The organism is Rhizobium sp. PDO1-076, assembly GCF_000247475.1.
Taxonomy (GTDB): domain Bacteria; phylum Pseudomonadota; class Alphaproteobacteria; order Rhizobiales; family Rhizobiaceae; genus Allorhizobium.
Window position 1 is genome coordinate 1 of the sequence record NZ_AHZC01000234.1, and the last position, 2097, is coordinate 2097.

The 2097-nt window shown below is 59.0% G+C and carries 5 protein-coding genes; 3 read left to right on the top strand and 2 right to left on the bottom strand.

Going from position 1 to position 2097, the window contains the following annotated elements; genetic code table 11:
* Positions 1-60: 60 nt before the first annotated feature.
* Entirely contained in the window at positions 61-321 is a 261-nt protein-coding gene (locus PDO_RS13955; protein ID WP_007602715.1) for a type II toxin-antitoxin system prevent-host-death family antitoxin, read from the bottom strand.
* 62 nt (positions 322-383) lie between these two features.
* Positions 384-530 (bottom strand): hypothetical protein, encoded by a 147-nt coding sequence (locus tag PDO_RS28350; protein WP_007602717.1) that lies wholly within the window; start codon positions 528-530, stop codon positions 384-386.
* A gap of 135 nt (positions 531-665) precedes the next feature.
* On the opposite strand from PDO_RS28350, the gene parS reads away from it, so the two are divergent.
* The 3 genes from parS to PDO_RS13970 all read left to right on the top strand — a co-directional run bounded on the left by parS (position 666) and on the right by PDO_RS13970 (position 2048).
* Positions 666-1151, top strand: coding sequence for a type II RES/Xre toxin-antitoxin system antitoxin (gene parS / locus PDO_RS13960; RefSeq protein ID WP_007602719.1), 486 nt, complete (start codon positions 666-668; stop codon positions 1149-1151).
* Positions 1148-1657, top strand: a complete 510-nt coding sequence (locus PDO_RS13965; RefSeq protein WP_007602721.1) for an RES family NAD+ phosphorylase — start codon at positions 1148-1150, stop codon at positions 1655-1657. The genes parS and PDO_RS13965 overlap by 4 nt, the downstream gene beginning before the upstream one ends.
* Positions 1658-1769: 112 nt before the next feature.
* Positions 1770-2048: an HU family DNA-binding protein gene (locus PDO_RS13970; RefSeq protein WP_007602723.1), complete on the top strand. Its 279-nt coding sequence runs from the start codon at positions 1770-1772 to the stop codon at positions 2046-2048.
* Positions 2049-2097 lie beyond the last annotated feature (49 nt).

Here is a 2097-nt window from a genome sequence, read left to right on the forward strand (position 1 = left end):
CCGCGCTCGTCTTGCCACGCCCGGAGATACGGATACTCGATCACCTGACCGGGCAAGAACTCAAGGCACATCGTCATATCCCTCGCCGCGCGCCAGCCGGTCGATCGCCGCGGCGAAGAGTTCCTTATGTTCCTCGGGCATATCCGAAACGCGATGGGCGGTACGGGGATCGCCGCCGGTCCGCATCCGCTCGTAGTACTCATAGCTCATCAGCACGAAGCGTGGCTTCCTGTGCTTGGTAAGAACAACTGGTTCGCGTGCAGCGGCGTCGGTAACGTCGCCAACCTGCTTGTTGAGATCGCCTGTCGTGAATTGCCGCATGGCCGTACTCCTTTGTTCATCTCCATACTATCCAGATTTTTTGGATTTCAAGAAAACGGCGCTCACGCGCCATCTCCTTTGAGTTCCCAGACATTGATGCCGGACCGACGGGCCTTGTCGCCAAGGTTGTCGGTAATGCTGGAACCGGGGAAGACGATGACGCCTGATGGCATGACCGCCAACTCTTCATTCAAAGCATCGACCGGCATGGGCCAAATGTTCCGGTAATTGCAAAGGCGCTTGACTAACCCGTTCATCACAGAAATCGCCGGTTTCGCCTTAGTGCTTGAAACGATCGGCGACACATGTCATATTGTGAGCGACAAATGACGCAGGAGACAGTGATGGCCGTTGCAGCAAAAGCACCTTCTTCAATGACACGCAGCGGGGAACTGCAAAAGATCGAGGCCCTGCTTGGTGGCGCTCGCGTGCTGTCGCGCCGACTGACAACTGCGCTCGACGCACATGAATTGTTGCTAATCGGATTGCCGGCCTCCGCAGTCGATCACCTCGTCGGAAGCCTCGTCTTTATCGGTAAGACAGAATCCCTCGAAAAGGCCGTCGGTATGAGCCTCAGGACATGGCAACGCCGAAAAGACGCGCCGTCCAAGCCGCTGAGCCAGGAGCAGAGCGGTCGGGCATGGAAGTTCGCCGAAATCCTGTCGAAGGCAACGGATGTGCTGGGAACGCAGGCGGAAGCCGAGCAATGGCTGGAGCGTCCGGCCATCGGGCTCGATCAGCGCCGCCCGATCGACCTGCTTGGGACGCCTGCCGGCGTCGAGCTGGTCGAGGACTATCTGGAACGGCTCGAATACGGCGTCTATGCATGACGCCTCTGCCAATTGCGCTTGGGGGTTCCGAGCTGATTGCATGGCGGCTCGACCAAGCCTCCTATGCCCTGACATGGGATAGCGGTGAAGGCGCTTATCGTGTTGGCGGTCGCTGGAACAGCAAGGGCGTGCGGGCAATCTACTGCTCCATCGACCCGTCAACGGCGATCCTTGAGGTCGCGGTCCACAAGGGTTTTCGCGCGCTCGACACAATCCCACATGTCCTCACGGCTGCTGTCATCGCCGACACCTCCGCGGTGCATGTCGTCGATCCCGTCACCGTTCCCAATCCGAACTGGCTGCGGCCCGGCATCCCGAGCGCCGGTCAGCAGGCGTTTGGCGACGACCTGCTGCGACAGCATCGTTTTGTCGCAATCCCAAGCGCGGTGTCCACCCATAGCTGGAACCTGATCTTTGTCGCTAGCCAAGCGGCTGGCAGCTATTCGCTGAAGTTCCAGGAGACCTTCGCCCTTGATACCCGTCTGCACCCACCGGCGGTCGTCTAATCGCTAGAACTTGTGGAAAGGTGGCTAAGGCAGCTGCGAGTGAGGCATGAACCGCGTGACAGCGGGTTATCCCGGTGGAAAGGCTTTAGTTCCGACAGGAAAGGAACTTCATATGACCACGACCAACGAAATCGCAGACAAGATCGCCGCCGAACACAACCTGACCAAGGTTCAAAGCAAGGCTGTCGTTGAAGCAGTATTCTCCGCCATCACGGCCGCCGCAACGTCCGGCGCGGAAACGTCCATCCCCGGCTTTGGCAAGTTTAAGGTCAAAGACACGCCGGAGCGCGAAGCGCGCAATCCTGCAACCGGGGCGACGATCAAGGTCGCCGCACAGAAAAAGGTTGCCTTCACTCCGGCGAAGGCGCTCAAGGATGCGCTGAACAAGTAGTCTCGGGCAAAAGATAAGCGCGAGATGGCGTCTTGCAACGACGATGGCG

Coding starts and splice junctions, on each gene's coding strand:
- PDO_RS13955 (WP_007602715.1), bottom strand. CDS start 321: ATGCGGCAATTCACGACAGGCGATCTCAACAAGCAGGTTGGCGACGTT.
- PDO_RS28350 (WP_007602717.1), bottom strand. CDS start 530: ATGCCGGTCGATGCTTTGAATGAAGAGTTGGCGGTCATGCCATCAGGC.
- parS (WP_007602719.1), top strand. CDS start 666: ATGGCCGTTGCAGCAAAAGCACCTTCTTCAATGACACGCAGCGGGGAA.
- PDO_RS13965 (WP_007602721.1), top strand. CDS start 1,148: ATGACGCCTCTGCCAATTGCGCTTGGGGGTTCCGAGCTGATTGCATGG.
- PDO_RS13970 (WP_007602723.1), top strand. CDS start 1,770: ATGACCACGACCAACGAAATCGCAGACAAGATCGCCGCCGAACACAAC.